Raw genomic sequence first — 24400 nt, 5'->3', positions numbered from 1 at the left:
GTTTTCACAGTTTTTATCCAAAGTACAGGCTTAAAATTACCAATACACACATTTATGTTAAAACTGGATATCCAACACTGCTTTTGCAATTTCATCAAAATCAAGAATTATTTCACCATCATCGGTTAACAAAACTAACCCAGTATCATTTAATGACTTGATCTTTCCTTGCCATTTTTTTTGACCATTTTTTGCAACAAAAAGTGACACTAAAATATTTTCGTTACCATCTTGTACCCATTGAAAATGCCAAGGTTGCTTTAGCGGTCGATCAGCACCAGGTGATGAAATGTCTAATAAGTATGCCTCTGGAATAGGGTCAGGGTCAGTTGTATCCAAAAATTCGTTAACTTCCTGTGTGAAAGCTGTTAAATCAGCCATTGTTATAAATTCATGGTTTGGCTTATCTAATAAGATGCGTAAAATCTTTTGGCCACCTTCTTTAGTGTACGTCAAATCCCATAACAGTTCATTTCGTCTATTAACAATTGGCGTAATCAAATCTATGATTCTTTGTTCAACTTTATTTACCATTTATCTACCCCTTCCCGATGGATTGCTAATATTTATTGTAAGCAAGTGCCAATCCCATAAAAAATGAGCCGGCCGCATCGGATGTGACCCGCTCATTTACAAAAGCTATGTAAATTAACAACTATAATTATAACGCTAACGTCAACAAATTGCAAACAGGTATTTCAATGATACAACAAAAAAATCACATCACTGTGATTTTTACTAGTTTGTGAACCTTTATGACCCCATTCGCTTTGCTCATTGAGGCAGTCACTGTATTTAGCTGATGCTATAATAATTGACTTTTAACGTGCCCACGTAACGCTTACGGTGTAAGTTACGTTAATGACGAAACTTTAAATAATTACCAAGAAGCTTTACGAACACCAGGAATTTGACCCTTGTGTGCCAATTGGCGGAAGTTCAAACGTGACATACCAAACTCACGCATATAAGCATGAGGACGACCATCAATCCAGTCGCGGTTGTGTACACGTACAGGAGATGAATCCTTTGGCAAAGCAGCCAAACCGATAAAATCACCTGCTGCCTTTAATTCGGCACGCTTGTCAGCATATTTCGCAACCAAAGCTTCACGCTTTTGCGCTTTTGCAATCTTTGACTTTTTTGCCATTTTACTTAATCTCCTTAAATGTTACAACTTTGCGAAGTTTTGGTGAGTACTTCTTTAACTCAAGACGATCTGGTGTATTACGACGATTTTTAGACGTCAAGTAAATACGTTCGCCAGTTTCATCATTTCCTAGAACAACGTGAATACGCATATTCTTACTCCTTAGTGTGTGGTTTGTTAAAATTATTTGCTTGTCAATACAAATAATTATTATACATGAACATGTGGGTGGTGTAAAGTCATTTTAAAAATTCAAACGAAAATTTGTTCGGTAAAACTTATTTTATTGCTGAACAGCCAAACATTTTTTCAATATAATTTTTAAAATTGTTGTTCTAACGGTGGGACAACCTGTTTCTTACGTGAAACAACACCAGGTAAATCAATCACGTTGTTAGTGATTTTGGCACCAAAAGCTGATTCAATGGCTGTCGTAGCATCCCCGAGATATATCGCTTTTGAATTTGAGTTTAAGATATCAGTGATGACAAATAAGAAATCTTCATAGTTTTCTGCAACCATAGCTGCCTCAATACTTGACTGGCGTGTCAAAACATCGGTAATGTCTACTGTATTGACTTGCCCAATGCGAAACTTATGGCCCCCTATTTCAAAGGACTTTGCATCCCCATCAATAAGTTCTTTATCAGTTCGTGATGATAAGTCTGTTCCTGCTTTCAACAGCGACAAACCATATTTTTCATAATTATCAAGACCAGCAATAACGGCCAATGCCTCTAATGCTGGCTTATCATAAGGCGTTGTTGTCGGACTTTTTAGTAATAACGTATCGGATATAATAGCTGAGGCCATCAGGCCAGCAATCTTTGAAGGAATTTCGATAGTTGCTTGTTTAAATTCATAGTATAGAATTGTTGCAACTGATCCCCAAGGTTTGGCATTAATATACAATGGTGTACTATTTGTGAACGCGAATTTATGGTGATCGTATATAGCTTCAACAGTAACTTCTGATAAATTATCAATGGATTGTGCAGCCTCGTTATGATCAACTAGGACAACAGTTTCAGTGTTGGCTGATGTAATAATTTTTGGCGCAGTGACCGCAAAAAAATCTAATGCAAACTGCGTTTCAGCATTTGGTGTGCCTTGCGCCACTGCCTCTGTATCACCACCAAGTTTATTTAATAAATAACTTGCAGCAATTGCTGAAGCGATTGTGTCAGTGTCTGGGTTCTTGTGCCCGAAAACTAATGTCTTAGCCATTCGTTTGTATCTCCTAAAAGTTTATAACTCTATTTTAGCAAAAAAAGCTTATTTTGTCGCATGAATCGATAATGGCTTAATCAACCAAGGTATACCATCTTTTTTAACATCGACAACATATTGTCCATTACCAATGCGTTGCGATGGATGATAATCACTTAATTGCAACTCTTGAATTTGCCAACGTGTTGTCAAAATCTGCAGTGCTGTTTCATGAGAATCAAAAATAGTCGCTGCAGCAACATGATAGGCTACTGTTTTTTTCTGTGTAAAAATCAATAGGCCTTTATTTGCACGTTTTGAACGATTGATTTCTGAAACTGGCATATATTTAAACGCACCATTATTAGCTACAATTGCCACTTGTTGTAAATCATTAGTAATAAATAATGCCACTATAATCGTATCAGTGCCACGTAAGTCCATTGATTTAACACCAGCCGTACGTGGCCCAATTTCTGGTACATCCGTCACTTTAAATCGCAGACCCACGCCGTTGTGCGATAACAGCAAAACCTCTTGTTGATCAATCTGTTTGAAATAAGCGATACTAACGACATAACTCGCATCTGTCTTAAGTTTAATTGCCATGCTCGTTTTTTTCTTGTAAGCCTTTGGTAACATATCACTTAATGCTGTCTGTTTGATAAAACCATCATTTGTCACAACAGTAAAGGCACCTTCTTGCTCAAGATTATCAATAGCAATAGCTTTAATCACAAACTCGTCTGCATGCCAATTTGATAATTGCTGTGAAAAATGTTCGCCAGTATCCTTCCATTTTGAATCTGGTAATTCATGGACTGGGCGATAAATCATATTTCCTTTGTTAGTAAACATGAACAAATGTTGTGTAGTATTGAGTTGGCCTTCAAAGATAGCTAGATCATCTTCTGCCAAACCATTATCAGAGTCTGAAGCTTTATAAGATCGTAATGATGCACGCTTGTAGTACCCATTACGAGAGACCAGTACCTGCACATCCTCTTCAGCAATAGTAACAGCTGAATCAATGACGAGAGTTTCAACCTCAGCTTCAATTTCTGATCGACGCGGTGAACGATAAGTTGTTGTTATTTCTGCAATTTCATCACGTATAACATCGTTCAATGCTGATGATTCAGTAATAATTAAGTTTAAACGCACAATTTTAGCCGCAAGCGTCGCAAATTCTTCCTCTAACTGTGTGACATCCGTATTCGTCAAACGATACAACTGTAGTGTGACAATTGCCTCTGCCTGTGGTTGTGTAAACTGATAACTATCAATCAAATTTTGTGTGGCATCTTTTCGATTTTTTGAGGCACGAATCGTCGCCACGACTTCATCTAATATCGACAACATCCGAATCAAACCTTCAACAATATGTTGTCGGGCCTGAGCCTTCGCTAATTCATATGCTGAACGTTTCAAAACGACTTCTTTACGAAAGTTCAAAAAAGCTTCCAGCCCTTGTTTCAGACTCACATGAACGGGCCTTTGATCATGGATTGCCACCATATTAAAATTATAAGCAATTTGCAAATCTGTTTTTTTAAATAAATAAGTCAATATACCAGCAGCATTAGCGTCTTTGTTTAGTTCAATAACAATGGACATGCCTTCCCGATCAGATTCATCGCGAACTTCAGATATACCAGCAACTTCTTTGTTTAAACGGATACCATCAATTTTCGATACTAAATTTGATTTTACGACTTCGTATGGTAATTCAGTAATTTCAATTTTCTTTTTGCCACCCTTTATTTCTGAAATGGCTGTTTTGGCACGAACAACAATTTTACCGCGACCAGTTTTATAAGCTTTTTTAATACCATCAAGGCCCTGTATAATGCCACCTGTTGGAAAATCTGGTCCTTTCACATAACGCATCAGCGCAGACAAAGGTGCTTCTGGATGATCAAGTAAATAAGTTAAAGCACCATTTATTTCTTTTAAATTATGTGGCGGTATTTCTGTCGCATAACCTGCCGAAATACCCGTAGCGCCATTAATGAATAAACTCAAAACCCGTGATGGTAAAACTGTTGGCTCATACGTCGTGTCGTCAAAATTCAAAACCATATCAACAGTTTCTTGACCTAGGTCTGTCATCATTTCCCCAGCAATTTTTGACAAGCGCGCCTCAGTATAACGCATAGCTGCCGCTGGATCATTATCCACAGAACCGTTGTTACCGTTCATATCAATTAGAGGCTCGCGTACTTTCCAGTTTTGTGACAACCGAACCATTGCCTCATAGATTGACGAGTCACCATGAGGATGAAAATTTCCCATGACATTACCAACTGATTTTGCTGATTTACGATAAGGGTGGTCAAATGTATTGCCATCTTGATCCATCGCAAATAAAATACGTCGTTGTACGGGTTTTAAACCATCACGAATATCTGGTAATGCACGTTCTTGAATAATATATTTTGAATAACGCCCAAAGCGTTCGCCCATCACTGCTTCGAGTGAAAGTTCAGTTATACGATCTGCCATATATAAGATTGCCTATTATTACTTAATAGACACATTTCCTTTCAAATAAAATTACTACGCAAATACCGTATACAATTGTACACGGTATATCAACATCTAGTCAGATTACTGTCTCACCGTTAAAGCCTTTTGACATACAGCAAAATAATTATTTATCGCCATTTTGCCATGTTGTAATTACGGGTTCATTTATTTTTGTATCATTTTTTGAAACTGAATCGATGTTTTCGTGGTTACGTACTTTTTCGAAAATATCGCTGGCATTACTGTCATAACCTTCAACAGCGTCTAAGATTGATCCCGATTCATCTAACGTAAAGTGGACATTTGCTTCAATCCACTCACGTCGTGGTTCAACTTTATCTCCCATCAATGTTGTCACACGCTTTTCAGCAAGCACAGCATCATCGATTTTCACACGAATTAACGTACGTGATTCAGGATCCATCGTTGTTTCCCACAATAACGGTGCATTCATTTCACCCAATCCCTTAAAACGAGTTAATTCGTAACGGGCATCATTTTGATTTGTAATCGTTTCTAATTCGTCATTTGTCCATGCAAACTTATCATCGAATTTTTTAGATGCATATTTAACACGATACAATGGCGGTAAAGCAATATAAACTCGGCCTGCCTCAATTAATGGTCTCATATACTTATAAAAGAACGTTAAAAGCAACGTCTGTATATGTGCACCATCATCATCAGCATCGGTCATAATAATAACCTTACTAAATGCGGTATCAGCAACCTTGAAATCAGGTCCAACGCCACCACCTATAGCGTAAATCAGCGTTGAAATTTCCTCATTTTTCAAAATATCAGCGAGTTTTGCTTTTTCTGTGTTTAAAACTTTACCACGTAACGGTAAAATCGCTTGAAACTTACGATCTCGACCTTGTTTGGCTGAACCACCGGCAGAATCACCTTCCACCAAAAACAATTCATTATGTTCAGCATTCTTTGATTGTGCTGGTGCTAACTTGCCTGACAGCAGGCGATCCTTTTGACCTTTTGTCTTGCCTGTCCGACTTTCGTCACGCGCTTTACGTGCCGCTTCACGTGCTTCACGTGCTCGAATTGCTTTTCGAATGAGATTTTGACCAAAATCACCATTTTCCATTAAAAATCGTCCTAAAGTTTCATTAACAACAGCATCAACAATCCCACGTGCTTCTGGTGTCCCTAACTTATCTTTAGTCTGACCCTCAAATTGCAAAAATTGTTCTGGGACACGTAATGAAATAACAGCTGCTAATCCTTCTCGAACATCAGTACCTTCAAGATTTTTATCTTTTTCTTTTAATAAATTAACTTTCCTAGCATATTCGTTAAACGCTTTAGTCCATGCTGTACGAAAACCAACTTCATGTGTACCACCATCTTGCGTACGTACATTGTTAACAAATGATAACAATGTTTCTGAGTAACCGTCATTATATTGCGCAGCTACTTCAACAGCAATATCATCTTGTTGCCCTTCAAACGTCATAATTGAGCCAATGGTTTCTTTTTCTTCGTTCAAGAAACCAACAAAAGCCTCTAGTCCCTTTTCATAATGATACGTTTCAACTCTTTTAGGCTTCACCCGTTCATCAGTTAAACTAAATTTAACACCTGACATCAAAAAAGCTGATTCGCGCAACCGTTCAGATAAAGTGTCATATTTATAAACCGTAGCACTAAAAATAGTTGAATCTGGTTTAAAAGTTACTTTTGTGCCACTAGGTTCTTTAGTCACACCTAAATCACGTAAAGTACCTACTGGTTGTCCACCCTTAATAAAATCTTCTTGCCACTTGTGTCCATCACGAACAATCGTCACCTGTAAGCTTTCAGATAAGGCATTAACAACTGAGGAACCAACGCCATGCAACCCCCCAGATGTCGCATAACCACCTTGTCCAAATTTACCACCAGCATGGAGCACAGTCAAAATGACTTCAGGTGTTGGTTTTCCAGACTCATGCATACCAACGGGCATGCCACGACCAAAGTCTTGCACAGTAATGGCGTTATTTTCGTGAATTGTCACTTGAATATCATGACCATAGCCGCCTAAAGCTTCATCAACGGCATTATCGACAATTTCATAAACTAGATGATGCAAACCACGGCCATCTGTTGAGCCGATATACATACCTGGACGTTTACGAACTGCCTCAAGTCCTTCTAAAATTTTTATTGAATCTGAATCATAATGGTTTTTTTCTGCCATGAATACTCATATCTTTCTTAATTTCATACACACACGACAACACAATTGTTAATCATCGCGCGTCAATCTATATTATCATAGATGAAAAAATCCATTCTGACAAGTATAAATATTTTAATTTGATTAAGTTACCCCCTCTACTATCTATTTTTATGCTAAAATTAAATTTATGTTAACGCACCATTATGAGGAGTTCAAATCATGTTTTCAACGATATTAATGTTTCTTTTTTCTTACTTGCTTGGCTCTTTAATGCCCGGATATTGGATTGGTAAATTATTTTATCATAAAGATATCCGCGATGAAGGCTCTGGTAATGTCGGTTCAACAAATTCATTTCGTGTTCTAGGTACTACAGCCGGAATTATAACATTAGCACTTGATTTATTAAAGGGTACTGCAGCTGGCCTACTACCTTTATTATTCAACAGTAACATTAATCCAATGTTAGTTGGTGTTGGTGCTATTATCGGTCATACATTTTCAATTTGGATCAAATTTAAAGGTGGCAAGGCCGTTGCTACCTCAGCTGGCGTTCTGTTAGCCTATAACCCTTATTTTTTTATTTTAGCCATCAGTGTATTTATTTTAGTATTACTGCTAACTTCAATGGTTTCTATGAGTGCTATGATTAGTTTTAGTTTCGCAGTTTTGATATCATTATTTTACCACGACTTAATTTTAACAATCGTTACTATTATATTGACAGTATTCGTTTTTTATCGACACCGTTCAAACATTGCTCGTATTAAAAATGGTACAGAAAGCACGGTACCATTTGGCTTATATAATCGTATTCGTAAACATCGACATCAATAAAAAATGGTAAGTTGCTTAAGCAACTTACCATTTTTTATTGATGTGCTGTATCAAATAATATCGTAACTGGCCCATCATTAACCAATGACACCTGCATATTAGCACCAAATTCACCTGTTATGACAGATAACCCAGCTGCACGCAGTGATTCATTAAAATGATCATACATACGAGAGGCAAATTCTGGTGCTCCCGCATCAGTGAAACTAGGCCGATTGCCTTTTTTAGTGTTAGCAAATAATGTGAACTGTGAAATAGACAGTATGGCACCCTTTACATCTTGAATACTTAAATTCATACGTTCGTTATCATCTTCAAACACACGTAATTGACTAATTTTTCTGACGAGATAATCAATTTCTAATTGACTATCATTTTCTGCCACACCAACAAGTAAAACGAATCCATGATCAATTTCACCAACTTTATTACTAGCAATACTGACACTTGCTTGTGTCACACGTTGTAATACTATTTTCATTTTTACCTCTACATTTTTTCAATCATATTTACTAACAAAATTTTATTAGATCATAGCAACACAAATAATGGTTACTTTAAAAATATTTATGAATCTTAGTGAAAAGCCCGTTCAACATCATAAACCGCAGGCAGTGTATTTAGCGCATCCATAATACCATTGAGCTGCATACTATTTTTGACACCAAGTGACAATGACACCTGCGCCATACCATTTTTGGTCACATGTCCGTTAACTGAATTCACAAATCTTGTACGGCCATTAACAGCACGCAACACATCATTGAGCAAACCATTACGATTTTCACCGTGAACTGTCAAATCAGCGTCATAATTAGGCTTTAAGCCTTCCTCATTTTCCCATTGGACATCAACTAAGCGCTGTCCCTGTGTTTCTGCTGCACGAATATTGGGACACCCAACTCGGTGAACAGAAATACCACGTCCTTTGGTAATATAGCCAATCACCTGATCACCAGGAACTGGTGTGCAGCAACGACCCAAACGGATTAGCAGATTATCAACACCAGCAATCACAATATCATCTGCTGTCCCTTTTTGACGTTGCGTTAGTGCAGTTTCGCTACGCTTAATTTCGTGTCCTTCTTCAAGTAACTCACGCTGTAACTCAGCTGTTTCCGCTTCTTGTTTCGCTTCACGGATACCCTCAGTCAATTTGTTCGCCACACCAGGACCCGCAACATCTCCATAACCAATCGCTGCAAACATATCATCATATGAATGGTAATGTAGCGCCTCAGCTGTCTTTTCTATGTTCTCTGTCGTTAAAAGCTCTGCTGGATTAAAACCAGTATCACGCAAGTTGCGGGTTACCAATTCTCGACCAGCTTCAATATTATCATCACGATCTAACTGCTTAAAATATTGTTTAATTTTATTGCGTGCACGACGTGTGGAAACTAAATCTAACCAGTCTCGGCTCGGTTTTGCGGTTGCGCTTGTTATAATTTCAATAATGTCGCCAGTTTTAATTTTATAATCAAGTGGCACAATGCGCCCATTAATTTTCGCACCGGTTGTTCTAATACCCACATTCGTATGAATTGAAAAAGCCATGTCAAGTGGTCCGGCACCTTTAGCTAACTCAAAAACATCCCCTCGTGGTGTAAACGCATATACCCGGTCACTAAATAAATCACCTTGCACGCCATCCATGAAATCTTCAGCATTTTTTGCATCTTCTTGCAACTCTAAAATACCTTGAATGACATTTAGCGCTTGTTGGCTATGGTCATTAACTTTAACTTCTTTATTGACACCTTTGTTTTGCTTATAAGCCCAATGTGCTGCCACACCAAATTCAGCCACTTCGTGCATTGTGTGTGTTCTAATTTGCACCTCTAATGGCCGACCACCTGGGCCAATCACCGTGGTATGCAAACTTTGGTAACCATTGGCCTTTGGTAACGCAATATAGTCTTTGAATCGACCTGGTAAGGGCATCCATTTCGAATGAATCGCACCAAGTACAGCATATGTATCTGGAATAGTTTCTGTCAAGACACGTACCGCAGATAAATCATAAATTTCTTCAAAAGCCTTATGTTTATCCGTCATTTTACGATAAATTGAATAAATATGCTTTGGTCGACCATAAACATCGACATGCAGCAATTCAAGGTCTTGAATTGCTGCTTCAATTTCAGATACTGCTTCTTGTACATAACGAATACGTTCATCACGTTTCATATTCATCCGTGATGCAATGCTATGATATTTTTCTGGATTTAAATAACTTAAAGACAAATCTTCAAGTTCCCACTTAATTGTACTAATACCTAATCGATCAGCCAATGGTGCATAAATATCTAAAGTTTCACTTGCAATACGATGTTGTTTTTCTTCGCGTAATGCACCTAAAGTTCGCATATTATGCAACCTATCAGCTAGTTTAACGATAATAACACGAATATCTTTTGACATCGCCAAAAGTAACTTACGATGATTTTCGGCAAGTTGCTCCTGGGAATTTTTATACTGAATTTTACTAATTTTAGTGACGCCGTCAATTATTTGACTAATTGTTGCACCAAATTTTGCTTCAACATCTGAAAGCGTTGCTGGTGTGTCTTCAACAACATCATGCAAATAACCAGATATGACAGTTGCTGTGTCCATCTTTAATTCAGCTAAAATACCAGCAACTTGAATAGGATGAATAATATAAGGTTCACCTGATTTACGTAACTGTTCTTTATGTAAATCTGATGCCCATTCATATGCAGCCTTAACTTTTGCAGTATCTGTGTCAGACATGTACTGTCCAACTAAGGCGAGTACTTCTTCGCCTGTATATTTTTTTGTTTTTGCCATAATTTTAAGTATGCCCCTTTGACAACCATATTTGGCGCCAATGTCAACATATTTCCCTTCATATATTCCGGAAGACACATCACTATTTTAAAAACCGCAGTGTGCCTTTTGACGTTTTTTATGCGTAATTTAATTATAATAAAATTTTAATATTTTCACAAGGCTAGTCTTAGAGTGTGCATATTTTAATAAATAAGCATAAACTAGTAATATCATTTTTTAAGAAGGAATATGCAGATGTTTGAGGCTCACAACAATACATTAAATGAATCTGAACCAATTTGGCAACAAAATGTTTTTGTCCTTTGGTTTGGTGTGTTTATGACCGGCATTGCTCTAAGTGAAGTCATGCCCTTTTTATCACTTTACATTGATACGCTAGGTACTTTCAGTAAAAACGAATTAAGCTTTTACTCCGGTGCTGTATTTGCCATTTCATTTCTTGTAACAGCAATTGTGTCTCCTTTTTGGGGTAAACTCGCTGACAAAAAAGGTCGCAAATTAATGCTATTACGTGCTGCACTTGGCATGTCAATTGTATTATTTTTAATGGGTAATGTGACAAATGTTTGGCAACTGCTTTTTTTAAGGGCACTACAAGGTGGCATGGGTGGTTTTATATCAAACGCTAATGCACTTGTTGCCACGCAAACACCGAAAAAACATGCTGGCAAGGCACTAGGTATTTTAGTCACTGGCATGACTGCAGGCAATTTGATTGGCCCTTTATTTGGCGGTACTTTGGCTACTTTTTTTAGTTACCGCACATCATTTCATATCACTGGTATCATTTTGTTTTTAGTATTTTTACTGACATTATTTTTAGTCAAAGAAATACCTCATACATCAACACCCCTTATTGCTAGCACTTCAACTAAAGGCCTCTGGGCACATATCCCAAATAAACAACTGATTATTGGCCTATTTGTAACAACTATGTTAGTCCAAACTGTGAATACAGCCATCAATCCAATCATTAGTTTGTTTGTCCGTGAATTAATACATAACGCCTCAAATACAACTTTTATTGCTGGTATTGTTGCTGCCATGCCAGGTATCGCGACAGTTATAGCTGCCCCGCCATTTGGCCGTATCGGTGACCATATAGGCACTGATCGTATGATTAAAATAGGTTTTATGATAGCCGTTATTGCCTTTCTACCAACAGCATTTGTCACAAGTATTAGCATGCTGATGTTTTTTCGTTTTTTGGTTGGCATTAGTGATGCCACAATGTTACCTGCCATTCAAACCTTATTAGCAAAAAACTCGCCCACTGAAATGACAAGTCGCATGTTTAGTTACAACCAAAGTTTCCAATCTCTAGGATCAGTTATGGGTCCCATGTTTGGTGCATTAATTGCAAGTCTATTTGATTATCGTGGTATATTTATTTTCAGTGCCATTGTTATCGTCATCAACGCAATATCGTTTAATATAGCAACGCGCCGTTTACAACATAAATCGGCCTAAAGTGAATTCAGCAACAACATGAAAAAGTGCTTACAGAAATTAAGATTGACATTTTCTGTAGGCACTTTTTACTGATTAGATTTCATAACCAATCTGTTAATAATTCTAAACTAACTTGTTCGTCAGTCCAACGCTGTAAAGAGATATAGTTATGTCGTTTGTTAAAAGACAATTTGTCAACATTTAGGACGCTTATGGCTTGCCCTTTTTCTGTTAAAAAAACCTGCCCAATTTTTTTAAATTGGCCTTTCGTATGTTTACCAGTTCGCCAAACATTTGGTTTAGCACCAGTTTTCGGTTGATAAAGACCCGAAGCGTCCTGCTCTACCATAACACCAGTAAATAAATTTGTATCATATTTTTTACTATCACTCATAATAGTTCACACCAACACCTATTTCAAATCTTGTGCCATCAATCACTTCGCTGGGTTGCAGATGCAAACGATAATTTACATCAGCAGCTATCATACTCAGTGGCTGAGTAATTGGTTGCTGGTTGATTGCTTCTAATGTTGCAACATCCTGATTAGTTAGTTCATGCAGCGCCGCCCGTATAGTTAATCTTATCCATTGTACATTCATTACTTTTGTCATATAAGCAATTTGACCAAATGGCATAGGTCGCAACCAAGAATCATGAACAATATCTGCTACATCAATCGTGTCGATCCATGTGATTATATTTTGATACCAAATAATTTGATAAACACCAGGACTATCTATTTCTTTTTGAGCTATGTCGTGTGGTAACTCTGCAAATTGGGGAATAATACGCACTTCACCTGCCATATGTTGCGTAAAATTAATGGGATAAATATTTTGCCCATCATAAAATATATTTAATGCAAATTCTGATTGGTTTTCGTTTGGACCACTTGGTGTATGTTTTTCCTTTGGCAAAATGATGACCTGTTGTCCTAAGTCTCGCAAAGCCTTAATTAGTTTACGACGATTACCTGGAATCACAATAGCTTTTGGTTTTTCCAACTCCACTACACGCATGACATCTGATATTTCAAGCGGTTCTAGATACTGCTTATCAGCCAAATGTGGTAGTAAGGTTGCATCACTGGGATTATTGTTCATAATGATCGTCGGGTACTGTAGTCGACGTAATTCAGACATCGTAATTGTCGTGGCATAGCCTCCTGAAGCGGCGTCTCCCATTCTAAAAGCACCAGACCCAATAACTAACACTGAGTCTGCGTTAATCTGTACCGATTCATTTTCCGCTTCATAGGTCGCATAATATTGGCGTGCATTTTCAGGGAATTCACCAGCAGAAGGCTCAACCGCCTTGTAAGTAACGTCAATATGGTTTTCTTTTGCTAAGGTTCGAATAATGTTAAAATCTGTATGCCAAAAACGCGCGAGCAATCCGTCAGATAAACCATATTTTTTACCACGTCGTAAAGATTTAATGCTATCTATATCCGCCTCAACCTCTTTTTCCAATTTATGCAAATGTTTCAGTTGATAAAAATAGAATTCATCAATAGCCGTTAATTCTGCCAATTCATCAATTTCATAACCCCGTTTAATCGCTTCAATTAATAATAGAACACGATTATCTTGTGGATGAATAAGCTGCTGAATCAATTCATCATCATTAATATGTGCCATATTCGTTGGCGAAAAACTCGCATTATTAAAATGAGCTGATCGAATCGCTTTTTCTAACGCTTCAATAAATGTTCGACCAAAACCAAGCGTTGTGCCGATAGATTTTTGTACACTATTGAGTTGTCTTTTGACATGCACACCTGCTTGAGCTAATTCGCCAAATGGAAACACAGGTAACTTAACAACGACATGATCCATCATTGGCTCCATTATAGCCGTGTTTATACCAAAATTATGTGGCAAAACAATATCTTCCAGCGCGACACCTAGTGCTAGGTTAATCGTCACAAGCATCGTAGGATATCCTGTGGCTAATGACATACGTGTGGCCATTTGATCAATGTATGGTGATACTTTGATAATATAAATTTTATTTGTATCATCATCAACGGCAAATTGAACATGCATGACACCTTGTAATTGCAGTATGTCGGCTACTCTAAATGCATAATCACACATTTTACTAATCAACTGATCTTGAATAGTTAAGATGGGTGACACACTCAGCGAATCTGCGGTATGAATGCCGATAGGATCCATGTCCTCACTGGCCCCAATTTGCATTTTATTGCCACGAAAATCGCGCAGCACCTCTATACTAACTTCTTTTAAGCCATTAATTGCTTTAGATATGATAACCTCTTGCGTAACAGATTGTAATTTTGCAAGATTAATTGCATCTTCAAAATCATCTAAACGTTCCACCACATGACGTGTATTCGTTTGGTTTGGATGTAACGCACGTATCATCAATGGTAACTGTAATTCACGTAATAGTTCGTTAGCTTCATCTTGTGCTTTCAGCACGTAATTATTGATGACAGGTAACCCATTTTTAGCCATATAGGCGGTCAACGCCGGGATATTATTCACTTTAAGTAACATCTCAATGCTCAGCCCAAGTGTATTTGGTACCGGCCCATCGCCATGCTCCCAACTTTGTACAACCTCTGCCCACAAGCGCAAAGATGCCTCACCTCCAAATAAAGGTGCAACAGTATCAATGTTATTTTCTTGAACTATTTTTTTTAAATTTCCAATCGTTAATGGTTGCCAAAAAGTCGTCGCTGCCAAACTTTCCAATGACAGTGCGTATGGATTTTCATCCACTACGAAAACTTCAATCCCATGCCCTCGTAATTCTGGCATCACTTGATAGATTGCCGCGTCATGCTCTGCTTCACGACCAAAATCATTAGCACCAGCACCGATAAACAATATTTTTTTAATTTTATTATTGATTGTAATGTTCGACATAATCTTCTACCGTTTCAAAGAAATCTGCAAATACAGTTGTTGCTTCAAGCGGACCTGGCGCAGCATCAGGAAAAAATTGTACACTAAAAGCTGGAAATTCACGATGTCGTAATCCTTGAACTGCACCGTCTACAAGATCACGGTAAGTCACAAATAACTTTTTACGGTTAATGGATGACGCATCCACGGCATAACCTTGACCCTGCATTGCGTAAAAAATTTGACGTGTAATAATTTCTTGAATGGGATGGTTCATACCATGATGTTCTGAGGGTAACGGCATCAGTTCTGCGCCATTTGCTAACGCAAATAATTCATGTCCTAGGCCAATGCCTAACATGGGTACTTTAGATTGTAAAACACGAATTAACGTTAACACACTGTCTGGCAAGGTTCTGGGATCGCCGGGACCAGTAGATAAAATAATGCCGTCCGGATCCAAGGTCAAAACTTCTGCCACACTCGTGGTATAGGGTAATACTGACACGTTAGCATCATAATCACCTAACATACGCAAAATGCCATGTTTTAGCCCAAAATCAATGACAACAATGTGACGGCCACGGCCAGGATTAGCGTACGGTTTTGGCGTTGAAGTGCTTTGAACCTGTTTATTCGTCAAAACAGTTGCAACCAATTGATCAATAGCATGTTCATCCGCAAAATCAACGATGCTCGCTTTTTGTGGTCCGGTCTCACGTAAATGCCTAATCAGTTGACGTGTATCAACTTGATATAGTCCAGGAATATTATGTTGCTTTAAAAAACGGTCTAAATTCATACGGCGTTGGCGATTGACAGATACTTCAGCTAAATCATGAACGATCATACCACTAATAGTTGGTTTAACTGATTCGTAAGCTTCTGCATGAATGCCAGATGCGCCAACAACAGGCATCGCAAAAACAATCATTTGCCCATCATATATTGGGTCAGTAATGATTTCTTGATAGCCAGTCATGGCAGTATGAAAAATAATTTCTCCAAAAGTGGTTGCCGGAGCGCCAAAACCAAGTCCCGGAAATACCGTCCCATCTTCAAGAATTAAGTGACGTTGCATCATATTTTTACACTTGTAAATCCACATCATCAGGAAAATTGTTACTCCGAACGCTGTGTACCTACATCTCCTCTTAATGTACGATTTCGACGGCATCGCGGCCATCAATTTCTTGAACCAGTACTTTGATTTTTTCATTTTGCGCTGTTGGAATATTTTTACCAACAAAATCTGCACGTATGGGTAATTCACGATGACCACGATCTACCAAAACAGCCAAGGAAATGCTATTGGGTCGCCCTATATGTATCAAAGCATCCAACGCAGCGCGTATTGTTCGCCCAGTAAATAAGACATCATCAATCAAAACAATATTTTTATCAGCAATATTATTTTTTTCATCTTCATTCAAACCAAGACTATAGTCTTGATTCAAAACATCATCACGAAAATTAGTGATGTCAATTGCCATAACAGGAATTTTCACACCTTCTAGTTGTTCTAAACGACTAGCAATTCGTTGTGCTAAAAACTCACCGCGCGTTTTAATACCAACAAGAATTAAATCTTGTCCACCTTTATTTCGTTCAATAATTTCATATGTAATACGCGTCAATGCCCGTTGTAATGAGGCATTATCAAGTACTTCTTTATTTGTCATAATAGTTGCGTATGTTATTTAAACAACACACTTCTCCCTTCAAATCAGTTAATTATCGTTTTGAATAATTGGTGTTAATGTTGCTAAAGCATTTGTAAAATAATTCGGCAGTGCACTATCAAATATTAATTCTTTTCCGGTTTTTGGTTGCGTTAATGACAATGTTTTAGCATGCAACATCTGCCCTTTCAGAACTACCCCAGCTAGATTTTGAGCAGAACCATAAACGGGATCACCAACCACTGGATGACCAATATATGTCATGTGTACACGAATTTGATGTGTCCGACCTGTTTCTAAACGTACTTTTAACAATGTATAACCAACATACCGTTTAATGACTTCAAAATGTGTTATTGCCTCACGGCCACCTTCTTGCACAGCTTGTTTTTTACGATCTACTTTATGGCGACCAATCGGGGCATTAATTGTACCGGAATTTTCAACAAACTCACCACGTACTAATGCATAATAAATGCGATCATTTTTATGTGCTTTAAGTTGTGCTGAAAGCGCTTGATGTGCCTGATCATTTTTTGCGACCATTAATAAACCACTGGTATCACGATCAATACGGTGAACAATACCTGGTCTAAATTCACCGTTAATTGTAGACAATGGCGAATGATAGAGTAAGGCGTTAACTAATGTACCCGAGCTATGTCCTGCAGCGGGATGGACAACCATTCCCTGAGGTTTATCAACAACCAAAATATCATTATCTTCATAAACAATCTCAAGTGGTATATTTTCAGCAATGATTTCAGTCGTTGTCACTTCTGGTGGTAAAATGTTGATTACATCACCTGCTATTACTTTATAGGCCCGTTTCACCTGAACACCATTTACTAAAATATGTCCGGTTTGTAACCAATCTGCTAATGTTGTACGCGAGTATGGTAAATTTTCTTTTGCTAAAATTACATCAATACGACCTATTTGGTCAACGATATTAATTGTTATCTTTTTTGTCATGAGTAGTCATGTATTCCTTAATTTGCTTTGCAATATTTTGACTGAGCCAGTATTTACGCGACCGGCCAGCACGTGTAAACGATAACACACGGCCATTTAGTTGCCAGTTAACCATTGTTGTAAGAGAAATTTTTTCGTAATCTGAGACAAAAACACGTCCCAAAAACAATTGTGCACCCGCAACATAAATACGACGGCGTAAAATAATTACGATGCCTAGTACCAGCATCAGTAAGAGATAAACGATCGGCACTATTTCTAATTTAAAGGCCGTCTCACTCCATACTATGATACCGGCCATAAACAATATAAACCACCAAAGCCAACCTATTTGTCCTGTTATATCTAGTGGTTGAAAGAATCCACGTTTAGGAATCATTTTTTTACTCCAGTTTCATCACGATAAAATATGGCTTGTTCACGGAATAGCAATATATCTATGAAATCAATGCCTTAGTCTATTTTACCATGGATTTTGATTGTCATTTGATAACTTTTCTCGGAAAACAAGGTATACTTTAATCAACCAAGGAATGCATAAATTATTCCATTAAGAGAGACATGATGATCAAAATTTTTGTTGACGCAGCCCGTAATATACAAACTGGACAAAGCGCTGCTGGCGCAGTTATTATTACCAATAAAAAACAACGCCAACTCAAAAGCGCCTTACCCTATACTAAAAACAATCAAGAAGCCGAGTTTCTTGCATTGATTTGGGCACTAAAAACACTTTATAAGACAATGGACGTCATACAACTGTATAGTGATTCTCAAATAATGATTGATGCCATCCATAAAAATTATGCTAAACATTATCAAATTTATGTTGATGAAATTAACGCATTAACATCATCATATGACTTATTTTTAAGCCAATGGTTACCTGAAAAAGAAAATTTAGGTGCCCATAATCTTGCATTACAGGCATTAAAATAAGAAAACTAGGTAAGATCAAGCGCTTACCTAGTTTTCTTATTTAGTATTGTTCAAAACCATCTTGCTGTCATGACACTTAAACCATCTTCAGTGTAAGCTTCAATCACATCAACATCTACAATTAAAAGTAAATTATTTAAATCACCCGTTAATTGCCTGGTTTCAACTTGACTCGATTCCCATTGCTGTCTCTCAAATATTAAGTCATTATGACGTCGTGTCAGTGTGGCATAATCGCTAAGTTTTATAGTCCAATCAGTCGTTGTTTCTACACGGTACTGACCAACACCCACATTATCAAACGCATTCAAGACAGTTGTATCAATAATTTCAGTAATTGGTTGTTGTACCAGTTGTAACTTATCATTCACATGTAGCTCGCGTGGCAAACTTAACACATGTACCCATTTCTGAGCATGAATGGTGGGCACAGCTGCTTCACGTTCAGGTGTCATCATGCCTGCCCACCCCCACATAATACGCCGACCATTTGGCGCAACCATAGTTTGGGGGGCGTAGAATTCAAATCCGTGATCAACTTCTTTAAAATCTGTTATAACTTTGAATCGCGCCTTTTTTTCATCAAATTGCCCAATTACATAGCCCGTATTATGAATGTTTTCATAACGATTATTTGTCGGATCTGCAGCGAGGCCTTGAGGTGAAAACATTAAAATCTGTTTGCCATCAACTTCAATAAAACTCGGACATTCTAACATATATCCACGTACATCTAATAATTGATCTTCAATTAATGATCCACGATAAGCCCATTTTTTAAAATCAATTGATTCATAGATAATAATATCACCAATTTTATTGCTATGTTGGGCTCCCAATATTAGAAAATAATGGCCATTTTTTCCTTGCCAGACCATAGGATCACGAACGTCTTTCGTAAATCCATTTGGATGCGGAAATAATTCACCGAGCTTTTTAAAATGAATGCCATCATCACTGACTGCCCACATTTGTGATGATTTCACACTGTGCCCCGAGCTATCGCGAACATTTCCCGTATAAAAGACGTATAAGCGTTCGTCATGTACAAAAGCTGTGCCCGAGTATATACCTGCACTATCCAAATTTTCAAGAGACGGTTTCAACGCAGTTTCAACACGTTGCCACTCTTTTAAATCGTCAGAAACGAAATGTCCCCACTCTTTATACGTATGATCACAGGCATGTGGATTCCATTGATAAAACACATGATATTGTCCCTTAAAAAATATTAAGCCATTGGGGTCATTTAATAATCCTGTGGTAGGATATAAATGGAATTTCTCAAAATTCACTGTATCATTTGTAACTAGCATTAATCTCCCCTTACGCTTCAGTAGTCGTACTAATTTTTGGTACAGCAGTCATAATGACATCACTAGATTGTACCGTGTTGCCATAAGTTGTATCTAAGGCAACGTCTGAAAAATCATTCGTGTTTGTAACAATAACCATTGTAGTTACCGGATATCCAGCATCTACGATAACCTGTTTATCAAAAGTACCAAGTAAATCACCTTTATGAACTTGTTGTCCTTGTGTAACTTGACTAGTAAATCCTTTACCGTCCAAATTAACTGTATCAATACCAATATGAATCAACACCTCAACACCATCGCTTGATTTCAAACCGTATGCATGTTTTGTTGCATACGCAACCGTAATTTCACCATCAATTGGTGCAAATATTTTATCATCTTCTGGTTCAATGGCAATGCCTTTACCCATCATACCACTTGAAAATACTGCATCTTTAACAGTTGTCATGTCAACAAGTTCACCAGCAACTGGTGCATTAATTTCAAAACCATCTACCTGATTTGGATGTACAGTTGTTACTGTTGCAGCATTGACTTCAGGCATATGTGAACGACCGTAAATCAATGTTACTACAAACGATAAACTAAAGCTAACAATGACTGCTAAAAAGAAACCAATCCACTTGTTAGTTGGAATTGCAATGAATCCAATAACACCCGCAGGTCCTAATGATGAAGACATCACATGAAACAAGCCCATAACCAAACTAGCCACACCTGATGACCCTAATGCAATAAAGAATGGAAAACGGTATTTTAAGTTAACACCGAATAAAGCAGGTTCAGTAATACCTAGCATAGCAGAGGCACCCGCTGACGATGATAATGCGCGTAACTTTGTGTTGCCCTTAGCCAAGAAGTATATCGCAAATGTTGCGGCACCTTGAGCAACGTTTGCCGCTGTAGCGATTGGGAAAATAAAGTCACCACCTGTTTTAGCAATATTTGCCAGCAATTGTGTTTCAATAGCTGGGAAACTTTGGTGTAAACCAGTAATAACAATCGCTGAATAAAATGAACCAAATACACCATATCCGACGAAACCAAATGTGGTCACCAACCAAACCAAGCCATCTGTAATTCCGTTTGACACAACACGTAATACCGGACCAACAACAATAAACGTGACAAATCCTGTAATCAAAAGTGATAGCATGGGCGTAAAGGTAAAGTCAATTGCCCCTTTTAAGTGCTTATGGAAAAACTTTTCAAGCGTTGCCAAGATAAACGCAACACCAATGATTGGTAATACTTGTCCTTGATAGCCCGCCTGTGCAACTGACAAACCAAACAAATCCCAAGATGGCATCTTACCAGTAGCAACTGCCTCTGCCACACCATATCCGTTAATCAGGCTTGGCATAACAAGCATCATACCAGCTGCGGCACCAAGAATTTCATTCCCACCAAATCGGCGTGTTGCTGTGATACCAATTAAAATTGGTAAGAATGCAAATGGTGCTGATGCCATGAGATTAACCATTTCTGCTAATCCCTGAATATTTGGATACATTTCAACTAACGATTTAGCGCCAAAGGGTTGCGTTAAAATGTTGTTTAACGCCATTAACAAGCCACCAGCAACCAAGGCTGGAATCAATGGGACAAAAATGTCTGACAAAACTTTAATTAAATCCATTAATGGATTTTTCTTACCAGATTTTGCAGCAATTTCTTTTAAGTCATCCGTTGTTGCCTGTTTGGCACCAGTTAATTTGACGAATTCATCGTAAACACCGTCAACATCCCCAGGTCCAACGATTATTTGATATTGTCCACCGGCATTAAATGTTCCCTTCAGATCTGGATCATCATCTAAAGCTGGTTGATCAATTTTTTTAACGTCCTTAACGACCAGACGTAATCGCGTGGCACAGTGAGCTGCAGCAACAATGTTATCTTTCCCAATCGCTTTCGTAACGCGATTCGCAACTTCATTATACTTCATAGTCTTTCCCTGCTCTCTATAAAAAATGAGTATGTTCCGTTTCAAAATTAGTCAACTTACGGAACCGGTTCTTTATTACACTATAATTGTAACCGCTTACAATTATATTTGCAAGTACTTTATTTATTAAATTGATATTCCAACTTAATCTTGCTTTTTCTGCTATTATTAAAGGTATGAATAAAAAAGTTACAATAAACGATATTGCCACGATTGCAAACGTCGCAAAAAGCACAGTTTCTCGCTATCTAAATGGTGGCTCTGTTAGTGTGCATACTCGTGAAAAGCTTGATGGCATTGTAAAAAAGTATAACTACACACCAAATACATTTGCACAAAGTTTAAAGCAGCAGACCAACCACACAATTGGCGTCATTGTCCCCCGCTTAGATTCAATTGCACAGTCTGACATGCTCAGAGGCTTGGACGAATTAAATATAGATGATACCTTTTTAATTATCAATATTTATCAAGATTCTGCTCGCGAATTGGCTGCTATTGAAAAGTTACAATCACAAAATGTTAGCGGCCTTATTATACTCACGGCTAACTTAACTGACGAAATACGTTCCGTGATAAAAGCATCAAAATTACCTACGGTTATTCAAGGGCAAGATGAGGCCGACTTTAATCGCGTGATTATGAATGACATTCATGCTGGTAAAACTGTTGGTGCTTATCTCAAAAAATTAGCGCCAAAAAATGTTTTGCTTTTAAATGTTGATATGTCACTAGATTATGCTGTCGGTCACGACCGCTTCAGTGGTATAAAATCTGCTCTCAATGGTATTCCACATAAAGAGATCATCACAGATTTTCAGCTTAACATTGCTAAGCAGTCAGCTTATCAAGCCATGGTAGCGGAAAATTTTGATCTCATTATAGGTGCAACTGATCGTATTGTCGTTGGTGCCATGCAATCAGCTTTTGCTTTACACCAAACACCACGTTATATCGGCTTCGGACAATCCTATTTTAGCGAAACAGTTTCTCCAAACCTCACCAGTTTTGAGTTCAGTTTTTTTGAGGCAGGTAAAGAATTATATCGCCTATTTCGAAAAGTGCGTGATAACAACACAATACAAATACAACGTGTTGTTATTGACGGTCAACTCGTCATTCGCGATTCAACAAAATAACTGTCCATTTCTAAAACAATGTGTGCTAGTAAAAGACGCCAATAAAGTTAGTTTTTGTCTAACTTTATTGGCGCCTTTTATGAATATATCGTTTTTTAAAATATACTGAATAGCCATTTTAAAATAGATAATTCGTTATCTGTTATTTTGATTGATCACTCTTTAAAATGCCACCAACTGCATAACGATCTTTTGGCATTTCTCGTAAGATAACATGTACTGCATCACGAGATGCACCAGCATCTGCTACAATAACATCCGTAATATCTTTTACCATTTTAGAAAGTTGTTCATGCGTACGACCTTCTAATAATTCTACTTGTACAATTGGCATTGATTTTTTCTCTTTTCTAATGACTATTTATTGTCATCTACTTCTAGTTTATCAAGTTGTGATTCTAATTGTTGCTCAGCTTCAAGTTGTGCTGTCACTGTTTCAAGCTTGGGCACTGTAACTGCACGTCTCATTTGTAATTGACGATCAGCATCAAAAAACTCTCCTGAAACACTTACCGTACTCAATAGGTTAATAAACGCTTTTGGATCAGTGCGATGCACAATTTCTTGCATTTCCACTAATTCATAGCGCGACAAGACCATCATTAGTGTCATCGAATCACGCTTTGTATACGCACCTTTCGATGGCAATATGGTAATACCACGTATCAAATCTCGATGCAATGCTTCAACCACTTCATCGCCATTTGAAGTAACAATCAATGCAGTTAATTTTTGATAACCAGTATAAAGCGCATCAACAGCACGGCCAGTCGCATAAATGCCAATTAACGTAAACAAGGCATTTTGCCAACCAATAAAAGCACCCGCGACAATAACAACGACAAAATTAATACCGTTCATTAGTACGCCGATTGACTTTCCCGTACGCTTTTGAACGACCAGGGCTATAATATCCATACCGCCTGTCGAAAATCCATACCTCATAGCCAATCCGATTGACACGCCAAGTAATAAGCCACCAAATAATGATGCCAATAGCGGATCTGTCGTTAAAGCTTGAGTTGGCGCTACAATTTGCACAATAGATACAAAAATAGAGTTTAAGAAACTCAAAATAGTAAATTTGCCACCAATTAATTTCCAACCGATAATACCAATTGGAATGTTGAAAATCATGATGAAGGTTCCAGTTTGCATATTAATGTGAAATAATTGTACAAAAAATATAGATAACAATTGTGCAATACCATTAAAGCCACTCGAGAAAACTTTATTTGGAATTAAAAATGCATTTAACGCTAATACCTGAATAGCAGCACTAGCAAAAAAAACAACTGCTATCAGCAATACCTTACGCCAGTTAATTGTGATTTTTTTCATGTCGA

General features: G+C 37.7%; 22 protein-coding genes. 4 read left to right on the top strand and 18 right to left on the bottom strand.

Annotation, left to right across the window (positions count from 1 at the left end; all coding sequences use genetic code 11):
• Positions 1-57 precede the first annotated feature (57 nt).
• The 6 genes from rimP to parE form a co-directional block, all read right to left on the bottom strand.
• Entirely contained in the window at positions 58-534 is a 477-nt protein-coding gene (gene rimP, locus K5Q14_RS01060; RefSeq protein ID WP_220733979.1) for a ribosome maturation factor RimP, read from the bottom strand.
• Positions 535-880: 346 nt separating this feature from the next.
• Positions 881-1150, bottom strand: a complete 270-nt coding sequence (rpsN, locus tag K5Q14_RS01055) for a 30S ribosomal protein S14 (RefSeq protein WP_010384563.1) — start codon at positions 1148-1150, stop codon at positions 881-883.
• A 1-nt stretch (position 1151) separates the two neighbouring features.
• Positions 1152-1301: a 50S ribosomal protein L33 gene (gene rpmG / locus K5Q14_RS01050; RefSeq protein WP_002815032.1), complete on the bottom strand. Its 150-nt coding sequence runs from the start codon at positions 1299-1301 to the stop codon at positions 1152-1154.
• 170 nt (positions 1302-1471) lie between these two features.
• Entirely contained in the window at positions 1472-2377 is a 906-nt protein-coding gene (locus tag K5Q14_RS01045) for a manganese-dependent inorganic pyrophosphatase (protein WP_220733978.1), read from the bottom strand.
• Positions 2378-2425: 48 nt separating this feature from the next.
• Positions 2426-4864 carry a DNA topoisomerase IV subunit A gene (gene parC, locus K5Q14_RS01040; protein WP_220733977.1) on the bottom strand — a complete coding sequence of 813 codons (2439 nt, stop codon included), beginning with the start codon at positions 4862-4864 and terminating at the stop codon, positions 2426-2428.
• 148 nt (positions 4865-5012) lie between these two features.
• The gene (gene parE, locus K5Q14_RS01035) at positions 5013-7085 is read right to left on the bottom strand and encodes a DNA topoisomerase IV subunit B (protein WP_220733976.1); all 2073 of its coding nucleotides are present in this window, start codon (positions 7083-7085) and stop codon (positions 5013-5015) included.
• A gap of 201 nt (positions 7086-7286) precedes the next feature.
• Here parE and plsY point away from each other — a divergent pair, with 201 nt between their 5' ends.
• Positions 7287-7904, top strand: coding sequence for a glycerol-3-phosphate 1-O-acyltransferase PlsY (plsY, locus tag K5Q14_RS01030; RefSeq protein ID WP_220733975.1), 618 nt, complete (start codon positions 7287-7289; stop codon positions 7902-7904).
• A gap of 34 nt (positions 7905-7938) precedes the next feature.
• Here plsY and dtd read toward each other — a convergent pair whose 3' ends face one another.
• Together dtd and K5Q14_RS01020 are read right to left on the bottom strand one after the other, a co-directional pair.
• The gene (dtd, locus tag K5Q14_RS01025) at positions 7939-8385 is read right to left on the bottom strand and encodes a D-aminoacyl-tRNA deacylase (RefSeq protein ID WP_220733974.1); all 447 of its coding nucleotides are present in this window, start codon (positions 8383-8385) and stop codon (positions 7939-7941) included.
• A gap of 95 nt (positions 8386-8480) precedes the next feature.
• A complete protein-coding gene (locus K5Q14_RS01020; protein WP_220733973.1) occupies positions 8481-10718 on the bottom strand; it encodes a RelA/SpoT family protein in 2238 nt (745 codons plus the stop codon).
• 237 nt (positions 10719-10955) lie between these two features.
• Between K5Q14_RS01020 and K5Q14_RS01015 the strand changes: the two genes are divergently transcribed.
• On the top strand, positions 10956-12191 hold the full coding sequence (locus tag K5Q14_RS01015) for an MFS transporter (protein WP_220734146.1): 1236 nt from the start codon (positions 10956-10958) through the stop codon (positions 12189-12191).
• Positions 12192-12273: 82 nt separating this feature from the next.
• Here the strand turns inward: K5Q14_RS01015 and K5Q14_RS01010 are convergent, their stop codons facing one another.
• The 6 genes from K5Q14_RS01010 to K5Q14_RS00985 form a co-directional block, all read right to left on the bottom strand.
• Complete coding sequence (locus K5Q14_RS01010) at positions 12274-12567, bottom strand: DUF7671 family protein (RefSeq protein WP_220733972.1); 294 nt, start codon at positions 12565-12567, stop codon at positions 12274-12276.
• Positions 12560-15073, bottom strand: coding sequence for a carbamoyl phosphate synthase preATP-grasp domain-containing protein (locus tag K5Q14_RS01005; protein ID WP_220733971.1), 2514 nt, complete (start codon positions 15071-15073; stop codon positions 12560-12562). Before K5Q14_RS01005 ends, K5Q14_RS01010 begins: the two co-directional genes overlap by 8 nt.
• The gene (locus K5Q14_RS01000; RefSeq protein WP_220734145.1) at positions 15051-16133 is read right to left on the bottom strand and encodes a carbamoyl phosphate synthase small subunit; all 1083 of its coding nucleotides are present in this window, start codon (positions 16131-16133) and stop codon (positions 15051-15053) included. The genes K5Q14_RS01005 and K5Q14_RS01000 overlap by 23 nt, the downstream gene beginning before the upstream one ends.
• A gap of 73 nt (positions 16134-16206) precedes the next feature.
• Positions 16207-16734: a bifunctional pyr operon transcriptional regulator/uracil phosphoribosyltransferase PyrR gene (gene pyrR / locus K5Q14_RS00995; protein WP_220733970.1), complete on the bottom strand. Its 528-nt coding sequence runs from the start codon at positions 16732-16734 to the stop codon at positions 16207-16209.
• A 48-nt stretch (positions 16735-16782) separates the two neighbouring features.
• A complete protein-coding gene (locus K5Q14_RS00990) occupies positions 16783-17709 on the bottom strand; it encodes an RluA family pseudouridine synthase (RefSeq protein ID WP_220733969.1) in 927 nt (308 codons plus the stop codon).
• Positions 17687-18088 (bottom strand): EbsA family protein, encoded by a 402-nt coding sequence (locus tag K5Q14_RS00985; RefSeq protein ID WP_220733968.1) that lies wholly within the window; start codon positions 18086-18088, stop codon positions 17687-17689. Before K5Q14_RS00985 ends, K5Q14_RS00990 begins: the two co-directional genes overlap by 23 nt.
• 185 nt (positions 18089-18273) lie before the next feature.
• Here K5Q14_RS00985 and K5Q14_RS00980 point away from each other — a divergent pair, with 185 nt between their 5' ends.
• On the top strand, positions 18274-18648 hold the full coding sequence (locus K5Q14_RS00980) for a ribonuclease HI family protein (RefSeq protein ID WP_220734144.1): 375 nt from the start codon (positions 18274-18276) through the stop codon (positions 18646-18648).
• Positions 18649-18698: 50 nt separating this feature from the next.
• On the opposite strand, the gene K5Q14_RS00975 is transcribed toward K5Q14_RS00980, so the two are convergent.
• Both K5Q14_RS00975 and K5Q14_RS00970 read right to left on the bottom strand, forming a co-directional pair.
• Complete coding sequence (locus tag K5Q14_RS00975) at positions 18699-19964, bottom strand: glycoside hydrolase family 32 protein (RefSeq protein WP_220733967.1); 1266 nt, start codon at positions 19962-19964, stop codon at positions 18699-18701.
• A gap of 10 nt (positions 19965-19974) precedes the next feature.
• Positions 19975-21915 carry a sucrose-specific PTS transporter subunit IIBC gene (locus K5Q14_RS00970; protein ID WP_220733966.1) on the bottom strand — a complete coding sequence of 647 codons (1941 nt, stop codon included), beginning with the start codon at positions 21913-21915 and terminating at the stop codon, positions 19975-19977.
• A 176-nt stretch (positions 21916-22091) separates the two neighbouring features.
• Here K5Q14_RS00970 and K5Q14_RS00965 point away from each other — a divergent pair, with 176 nt between their 5' ends.
• Positions 22092-23054, top strand: coding sequence for a LacI family DNA-binding transcriptional regulator (locus tag K5Q14_RS00965; protein ID WP_220733965.1), 963 nt, complete (start codon positions 22092-22094; stop codon positions 23052-23054).
• Positions 23055-23196: 142 nt separating this feature from the next.
• On the opposite strand, the gene thmT is transcribed toward K5Q14_RS00965, so the two are convergent.
• On the bottom strand, positions 23197-23388 hold the full coding sequence (gene thmT, locus K5Q14_RS00960) for a 2-hydroxymuconate tautomerase (protein WP_220733964.1): 192 nt from the start codon (positions 23386-23388) through the stop codon (positions 23197-23199).
• 23 nt (positions 23389-23411) lie between these two features.
• Positions 23412-24395 carry a YitT family protein gene (locus K5Q14_RS00955; protein ID WP_220733963.1) on the bottom strand — a complete coding sequence of 328 codons (984 nt, stop codon included), beginning with the start codon at positions 24393-24395 and terminating at the stop codon, positions 23412-23414.
• Positions 24396-24400 lie beyond the last annotated feature (5 nt).

It is taken from the genome of Leuconostoc inhae, assembly GCF_019656015.1.
Lineage (GTDB): Bacteria > Bacillota > Bacilli > Lactobacillales > Lactobacillaceae > Leuconostoc > Leuconostoc inhae_A.
This window is presented reverse-complemented; position numbering and strand designations above follow the sequence as displayed.

Excerpts from the sequence above, each read along its gene's own strand:
- rimP (WP_220733979.1), bottom strand. The coding sequence starts at position 534 with ATGGTAAATAAAGTTGAACAAAGAATCATAGATTTGATTACGCCAATT.
- rpsN (WP_010384563.1), bottom strand. The coding sequence starts at position 1,150 with ATGGCAAAAAAGTCAAAGATTGCAAAAGCGCAAAAGCGTGAAGCTTTG.
- rpmG (WP_002815032.1), bottom strand. The coding sequence starts at position 1,301 with ATGCGTATTCACGTTGTTCTAGGAAATGATGAAACTGGCGAACGTATT.
- K5Q14_RS01045 (WP_220733978.1), bottom strand. The coding sequence starts at position 2,377 with ATGGCTAAGACATTAGTTTTCGGGCACAAGAACCCAGACACTGACACA.
- parC (WP_220733977.1), bottom strand. The coding sequence starts at position 4,864 with ATGGCAGATCGTATAACTGAACTTTCACTCGAAGCAGTGATGGGCGAA.
- parE (WP_220733976.1), bottom strand. The coding sequence starts at position 7,085 with ATGGCAGAAAAAAACCATTATGATTCAGATTCAATAAAAATTTTAGAA.
- plsY (WP_220733975.1), top strand. The coding sequence starts at position 7,287 with ATGTTTTCAACGATATTAATGTTTCTTTTTTCTTACTTGCTTGGCTCT.
- dtd (WP_220733974.1), bottom strand. The coding sequence starts at position 8,385 with ATGAAAATAGTATTACAACGTGTGACACAAGCAAGTGTCAGTATTGCT.
- K5Q14_RS01020 (WP_220733973.1), bottom strand. The coding sequence starts at position 10,718 with ATGGCAAAAACAAAAAAATATACAGGCGAAGAAGTACTCGCCTTAGTT.
- K5Q14_RS01015 (WP_220734146.1), top strand. The coding sequence starts at position 10,956 with ATGTTTGAGGCTCACAACAATACATTAAATGAATCTGAACCAATTTGG.
- K5Q14_RS01010 (WP_220733972.1), bottom strand. The coding sequence starts at position 12,567 with ATGAGTGATAGTAAAAAATATGATACAAATTTATTTACTGGTGTTATG.
- K5Q14_RS01005 (WP_220733971.1), bottom strand. The coding sequence starts at position 15,073 with ATGTCGAACATTACAATCAATAATAAAATTAAAAAAATATTGTTTATC.
- K5Q14_RS01000 (WP_220734145.1), bottom strand. The coding sequence starts at position 16,133 with ATGCAACGTCACTTAATTCTTGAAGATGGGACGGTATTTCCGGGACTT.
- pyrR (WP_220733970.1), bottom strand. The coding sequence starts at position 16,734 with ATGACAAATAAAGAAGTACTTGATAATGCCTCATTACAACGGGCATTG.
- K5Q14_RS00990 (WP_220733969.1), bottom strand. The coding sequence starts at position 17,709 with ATGACAAAAAAGATAACAATTAATATCGTTGACCAAATAGGTCGTATT.
- K5Q14_RS00985 (WP_220733968.1), bottom strand. The coding sequence starts at position 18,088 with ATGATTCCTAAACGTGGATTCTTTCAACCACTAGATATAACAGGACAA.
- K5Q14_RS00980 (WP_220734144.1), top strand. The coding sequence starts at position 18,274 with ATGATCAAAATTTTTGTTGACGCAGCCCGTAATATACAAACTGGACAA.
- K5Q14_RS00975 (WP_220733967.1), bottom strand. The coding sequence starts at position 19,964 with ATGCTAGTTACAAATGATACAGTGAATTTTGAGAAATTCCATTTATAT.
- K5Q14_RS00970 (WP_220733966.1), bottom strand. The coding sequence starts at position 21,915 with ATGAAGTATAATGAAGTTGCGAATCGCGTTACGAAAGCGATTGGGAAA.
- K5Q14_RS00965 (WP_220733965.1), top strand. The coding sequence starts at position 22,092 with ATGAATAAAAAAGTTACAATAAACGATATTGCCACGATTGCAAACGTC.
- thmT (WP_220733964.1), bottom strand. The coding sequence starts at position 23,388 with ATGCCAATTGTACAAGTAGAATTATTAGAAGGTCGTACGCATGAACAA.
- K5Q14_RS00955 (WP_220733963.1), bottom strand. The coding sequence starts at position 24,395 with ATGAAAAAAATCACAATTAACTGGCGTAAGGTATTGCTGATAGCAGTT.